We start from the raw sequence: 6,392 nt of genomic DNA on the forward strand, positions 1-6,392 counted from the left end.
CGCCCTTTTTGCATGCCTGCTCAGACGACAACCGTGGCGATCAGCCAGAGCGCCGATCCCAGCATGTACAGCGAAGCGCCGGCGCCGCCGGCCTTTTCGGCGGTGCGCCACACCGCCAGCGTCAGGAAGATGTTGTAGGGCACCGGCAAGAAATGCATCGCCAGAACCAGCGCCAGCGGCTGTTTCAACCCAAGCAGGATCAGCGCAGCCACCGACGAAGCGACGCTGACGGCGGTGCCGACGACGATCATGTCGCGCCAGAACAACCGGTCGAGCGGCACGACGCCTTGCCAGCGCGAGCCAAGAAAAGCTTTGGCGGCAGGCATCATACCCTGTCCTGCCCCAACACCTCTATGACCGCGCGCTCGACGCGCGAGCACTCCGTCACCAGCCAGTCTGATATCGCCGGCCAGTTGTCTTCGGCATAGCAGTTGACCCGCCACATCGAATTGATGCCAAGGCCCTCGCAGCTCTGTTGCGGCGTGAGCCCCAGCCTGTCCTCTATCGCCGGCTGGAACGGCTTCAGCCGTGACCAGCTTTGCGTGGCGCCGAATTTCTCGTTGCGGCCGAAGAATACGCCGACATGGTTCTGTGCCGGCGCGACATACATGGAAAGGACCAGTGCGAAGTCGGGCAGCCCACGCTGCCAGAACCAGGGTCCGCGCCGCGCCAGCCGGGTTCTTTCTTCCGGATGTCGTTCGGCGAACAGCGACCAGAAGCCGCGATGGCGAAATTCCGAGGCGCGACGGCCGCCGAAGTCGAACTCACTCATGGTCGACTCCGCAAACCGTCATGGGCCCGGCCTACTCCATGCCGAGCGCGGCCATGTAGAGATCGAGGATGGCATCCTCCTCCTGGCGTTCGGCCTGATCCTTCTTGCGCAACCGGATGATGGTGCGAATTGCCTTGGTGTCGAAGCCGGTGCCCTTGGCCTCGGCGAACACTTCCTTGATGTCGTCGGCAATCGTCTTCTTCTCTTCCTCGAGCCGCTCGATGCGCTCGATCAAGGCGCGCAGCTGGCCGGCGGCAACAGTCTGGCTGGTCTCGGTGATATCGTCGGCCATGTTTTTCTCCGCGTCTTGTGGGCACCGCGATTCTGGCGCGGCAAAATTGGAGCGGGTTCGATGCCCGAGCGGACGCGGCGGGTCAAGACATTATCGATGTCTGGTGATCGGCTGCTGCCAGCCGTCCCCAGTGTGATCGGGCGACGCGTCAGTTGAACGCGATCAATAGATCCTTGGCATCGATCTGGTCGCCGGCCTTGACCAGCACCTCGGCGACCGTGCCGTCGCGCTCGGCATGCAGTGCCGTTTCCATCTTCATCGCTTCGATGGACAGCAGCACATCGCCTGCCTTCACCGCCTGGCCGGCGGCGACCGCGAGTGCCGAAACCACGCCGGGCATCGGCGCGCCGACATGCGCCTCGTTGCCGGGCTCGGCCTTGCGGCGCGCCTTGGCGGCGGAAGCGCCATGCGCACGGTCCGGCACCTTCACGCGGCGCGGCTGGCCGTTAAGCTCGAAGAAGACGGTGACCATGCCCTTGTCGTCGACATCGCCGAAGGCCTGGCAGCGCACCACCAGCGTCTTGCCCTTTTCGATATCGACGAAGATCTCGTCTTCCGATTTCATGCCGTAGAAATAGGTCGGCGTCGGCAGAACGCTGACCGGGCCGTAGGTTTCCTGCGCCGCGGCGAAGTCGGAAAACACCTTCGGATACATCAGCCACGAGGCGAACTCGTACTCCGACAGCTTGCGCTCGAGCTTGTCCTCGATCTCCTTGCGGCTCTTTTTGAGGTCGGCCGGCTTGAGCAACGATCCGGGCCGCGCCGTGATCGGCTTGTCGCCCTTCAGTGCCTTCTTCTGCAGCGCCTGCGGCCAGCCGCCCGGCGACTGGCCGAGATCGCCGCGCAGCATTGAGACGACCGAGTCCGGGAAGGCGATGTCGCGGGCCGGATTCTCGACATCGGCGACGGTCAGGTCCTGGCTCACCATCATCAGAGCCATGTCGCCGACGACCTTCGAGGACGGCGTCACCTTGACGATGTCGCCGAACATCAGGTTGACGTCATGATAGGTCTGCGCCACTTCGTGCCAGCGTGTCTCCAGCCCGAGCGAACGGGCCTGTTCCTTCAGGTTGGTGAACTGTCCGCCCGGCATTTCGTGCAGGTAGACTTCCGAGGCCGGCCCCTTGAGGTCGCTTTCGAAGGCGGCGTACTGGTTGCGGACGGCTTCCCAGTAGAACGAGATCTTGCGGATCCATTGCGGGTCGAGGCCCGGATCGCGCTCGGTGCCCTTCAGCGCCTCGACGATCGAGCCGAGGCATGGCTGCGAGGTGTTGCCGGAGAAGGCGTCCATCGCCGCGTCGATGGCGTCGACGCCGCTTTCCACCGCCGCCAGCACGGTTGCCGCCGACAGGCCCGACGTGTCGTGGGTGTGGAAATGCAGCGGCAGGTCGGTCGCCTCGCGCAGCGCCTTGAACAGCACGCGGGCAGCGCTTGGCTTCAACAGGCCGGCCATGTCCTTGACGGCGATGACGTGGGCGCCGGCGGCCTGCAATTCCTTGGCCAGCCCGACATAGTATTTCAGGTCGTATTTGGCCCGCGCGGGATCGAGAATGTCACCCGTGTAGCACATGGCGGCTTCGACCAGCTTGCCTTCGGCACCGACCGCGTCCATTGCGACCCGCATGTTCTCGACCCAGTTCAGGCAGTCGAAGACGCGGAACAGGTCGATGCCGCCGGCGGCCGCCTGCTTGACGAAATGCTGCACGACATTGTCGGGATAGTTGGTGTAGCCGACGCCGTTGGCGCCGCGCAGCAGCATCTGCAGCAACAGGTTCGGGGCGGCTTCCCGCACCAGCGACAGCCGCTCCCACGGATCCTCGGTGAGGAAGCGCATGGCGACGTCGAAAGTGGCGCCGCCCCAGCATTCCAGCGACAGGAGCTGCGGCAAGGCGCGTGCATAGGTGCCGGCGATGCCGGCAATGTCATGCGTGCGCACGCGCGTCGCAAGCAGCGACTGGTGGCCGTCGCGCATCGTCGTGTCGGTGACAAGCACTTGCCTTTGCTCGCGCATCCAGGCGGCGAATTTCTCCGGCCCCAGCACGTCGAGCTTCTGCTTGCTGCCAGCAGGCACATTGCCGTTGAGATAGGGCACCACGGGCGCAGCCGCGTCCGCCTTCGGTGTCGGCCGGCCGCGCGTCTCCGGATGGCCGTTGACGCTGACATCGGCCAGATAGTTGAGCAGCTTGGTCGCGCGGTCCTGGCGCTTGACCTGCTGGAACAGCTCCGGCGTCGTGTCGATGAACTTCGTCGTATAGGAATTGTCGGCGAAGCTCGGGTGATTGATGATCGCTTCGAGGAAGGTGAGGTTGGTGGCGACGCCGCGGATGCGGAACTCGCGCAAGGCGCGGTTCATGCGGGCGATCGTCTCGGCCGGCGTCGGCGCCCAGGCCGTCACCTTCTCCAGCAGCGGGTCGTAGAATCGGGTGATGACCGCGCCGGAATAGGCCGTGCCGCCATCGAGGCGGATGCCGAAGCCGGTGGCGCCGCGATAGGCTGTGATGCGGCCATAGTCCGGGATGAAGTTGTGTTCGGGATCTTCCGTGGTGATCCGGCACTGCAAGGCATGGCCGTTCAGCCGGATGTCCCGTTGCGCCGGCACGCCCGATTCCGGCGTGCCGATGGCGAAGCCATCGAGGATGTGGATCTGCGCCTTCACGATGTCGATGCCGGTCACCATTTCGGTGACGGTGTGCTCGACCTGGATGCGCGGATTGACCTCGATGAAATAGAACTTGCCGGTATCGGCGTCCTGCAGGAACTCGACGGTGCCGGCGCCGATATAGCTGGTCTCGCGCGCGATCTTCAGCGCGTAGCCGCAAAGCTCCTGACGCAAATCCTCGCTGAGATAGGGCGCCGGCGCGCGCTCGACGACCTTCTGGTTGCGGCGCTGGATCGAGCAGTCGCGCTCGAACAGGTGCACGGCATTGCCATGGGTATCACCCAGCACCTGCACCTCTACGTGGCGAGCGCGCTCAACCAGCTTTTCGAGATAGACCTCGTCCTTGCCGAAGGCGGCCTTCGCCTCGCGCTTGCCTTCCATCACCTCGCGGGCGAGGTCGGCCTCGGACCGGATGGCGCGCATGCCGCGGCCACCGCCACCCCAAGAGGCTTTCAGCATCACCGGATAACCGACGGTCTTGGCGAGTTGCTTGACCGCCTCCATGTCGTCCGGCAACGGATCGGTGGCCGGCACCACGGGCACGCCGACCTCGATGGCTAGATTACGCGCGGCGACCTTGTTGCCGAGCCGGCGCATCGTCTCCGGCTTCGGTCCGATGAAGGTGATGCCTGCTTGCGCGCAGGCGTCGGCGAATTCGGGGCTCTCCGACAACAGGCCGTAGCCGGGATGGATGGCATCGGCGCCCGAAAGCCGGGCGACGCGGATCACCTCCTCGATCGACAGATAGCTCTCGATCGGCCCCATATCCTTGCTGAGATGCGGCCCCCGCCCGACCTGGTAGCTTTCGTCGGCCTTGAAACGGTGCAGCGAGTATTTGTCCTCCTCGGCCCAGATCGCCACGGTTTTGAGGCCCAGTTCATTGGCCGCGCGAAAGACGCGGATGGCGATTTCTGACCGGTTGGCGACGAGGATCTTCGTGATGGCCAAGGACTGGGCTCCAGCTACGGAAGGGACGGGAAATCGGTGCAATGATTAGCGTGAAAATGCTGCAGTGCAAACAGAATTGACACAGGATTCAATCGATTGAAATCGATTCTTTGCGCCGGACCCGGTCGCATCCGGTCAAATAGGCCGGAAAGCGCCAGCACCGGCCTTCAAGACATGATCGTTTCGCGGCTAAACCAGTTTCCTGAAAGCCTGAAACGGCTTTCGTCTCGCATCCGCATCGAGCATCCCGAGTGCGTCAGGCACTCCTGAAGAGCCCGGCCACGCCGCGGTCCGCCGTGTCCATCCGGATCAGGCGCGCGCAAAAGAAAATGCCCGGCGCAAGGCGCCGGGCATCGTTGGTCTCGGACTGTCCGAGCGGCTTATTTCGGGAACCAGGAGTACTTTCCGTCGTCCTTCTTCTTCCATTCGTACATGATGTAGCCGGGCAGCTTCGGGTCACCCTTGGCGTCATAGGCGAGATCGCCCAGAACGGTCGCGAACGGTCCGTTCTCATGCAGCGCCTTGGCAACGGCCTGCGGATCGTTCGACTTGGCGGCGGTGGCCGCCTCGGCGATCGCCTGCACGGCGGCATAGGCGTAGAGCGTGTAGGCTTCCGGCTCGAAGCCCTGCGCACGGAACTTCTCGACGAGTTCCTTGTTGGCGGGGATCAGGCGCGGGTCCGGGCCGAACGTGTTGAGCGTACCGGCGACGGCGTCGCCCGCGATCGCGGCCAGTTCGTCCGTCACGATGCCGTCACCCGACATCAGCGTCGCCTTCAGGCCCTGGTCCGCCGACTGGCGGATGATCAGGCCGGCTTCGGTGTGCAGGCCACCCCAGTAGATCAGGGTGACGCCGGCTTCCTTCATCTTGGCGATGAGCGCCGAGAAGTCCTTGTCGCCGACATTGACGCCTTCATACATGACTTCCTTGACGCCCGCGGCATTCATTGCCTTCTTGGTTTCGTCAGCCAGGCCCTGGCCATAAGGGGTCTTGTCATGGATGACGGCGACCTTGGCATCCTTGAAGTTCGCGGCGATATAGGCGCCGGCGATGCCGCCCTGCTGGTCGTCGCGTCCGCAGGTGCGGAAGACGTTCCACAGGCCGCGCTCGGTGAACTGCGGGTTGGTCGCGGCGGGCGTGACTTCGACGATGTTGTTTTCGGCGTACACTTCCGAGGCCGGGATCGACACGCCCGAATTGAAGTGGCCGACCACGAACTTGACGCCGTCGCCGACGAACTTGTTGGCGACCGAGATGCCCTGCTTCGGATCGGAGACGTCGTCGCCGACTTCGAGCTTGATCTGCTCGCCGTTGATGCCGCCCTTGGCGTTGATCTCGGCAACCGCCGCCTCGGCGCCCTTCTGCAACTGCGCGCCGAAGGCCGCGTTCGGACCGGTGATCGGGCCGGCAACGCCGAACATTACATCAGCCCACGCGTTGCCACCGAACGCGACGAGCGCGGTCAGGGCCACTGCGGACAAAAGTGACTTTTTCATGTAAACGCTCCCATTAACGGAGTGGGCGTGGATGAAGCTTTCATGCGATGCCCACCCTTATCGCAGAAAGCATAGTTTGCCGATTTTCAGGCACTTGTCACGCCGATTCATCCCTGAAGCGGCGTTAATGATGAACGTCAACCTTTCGGTTTCCAGCTCAATAAGGAAGCTCTTTCGTAGAGCCAATTATACTGTGTGACCATCTGGTTTGTTCGTGTGTATTGA

At 63.6% G+C, this 6,392-nt stretch carries 6 protein-coding genes; all 6 read right to left on the reverse strand.

The window, feature by feature from the left end; genetic code table 11:
• Positions 1-20: 20 nt before the first annotated feature.
• Positions 21-326: a hypothetical protein gene (locus tag FJ967_RS28280; protein WP_246675420.1), complete on the reverse strand. Its 306-nt coding sequence runs from the start codon at positions 324-326 to the stop codon at positions 21-23.
• Positions 326-772 carry a hypothetical protein gene (locus FJ967_RS28285; protein ID WP_140735599.1) on the reverse strand — a complete coding sequence of 149 codons (447 nt, stop codon included), beginning with the start codon at positions 770-772 and terminating at the stop codon, positions 326-328. The genes FJ967_RS28280 and FJ967_RS28285 overlap by 1 nt, the downstream gene beginning before the upstream one ends.
• Before the next feature lie 31 nt (positions 773-803).
• Entirely contained in the window at positions 804-1,064 is a 261-nt protein-coding gene (locus FJ967_RS28290; RefSeq protein ID WP_027053014.1) for a DUF2312 domain-containing protein, read from the reverse strand.
• Between the two features lie 148 nt (positions 1,065-1,212).
• Positions 1,213-4,671: a pyruvate carboxylase gene (pyc, locus tag FJ967_RS28295; RefSeq protein WP_140735600.1), complete on the reverse strand. Its 3,459-nt coding sequence runs from the start codon at positions 4,669-4,671 to the stop codon at positions 1,213-1,215.
• Positions 4,672-5,051: 380 nt separating this feature from the next.
• Entirely contained in the window at positions 5,052-6,167 is a 1,116-nt protein-coding gene (locus FJ967_RS28300; protein ID WP_140735601.1) for a branched-chain amino acid ABC transporter substrate-binding protein, read from the reverse strand.
• 137 nt (positions 6,168-6,304) lie between these two features.
• Positions 6,305-6,392, reverse strand: an 88-nt coding sequence (locus FJ967_RS34110) for a DUF6867 family protein (RefSeq protein ID WP_348643119.1), incomplete at its 5' end; no start/stop codon positions are given.

Origin of the sequence: Mesorhizobium sp. B2-3-4, from assembly GCF_006442315.1 — a bacterium.
Lineage (GTDB): Bacteria > Pseudomonadota > Alphaproteobacteria > Rhizobiales > Rhizobiaceae > Mesorhizobium.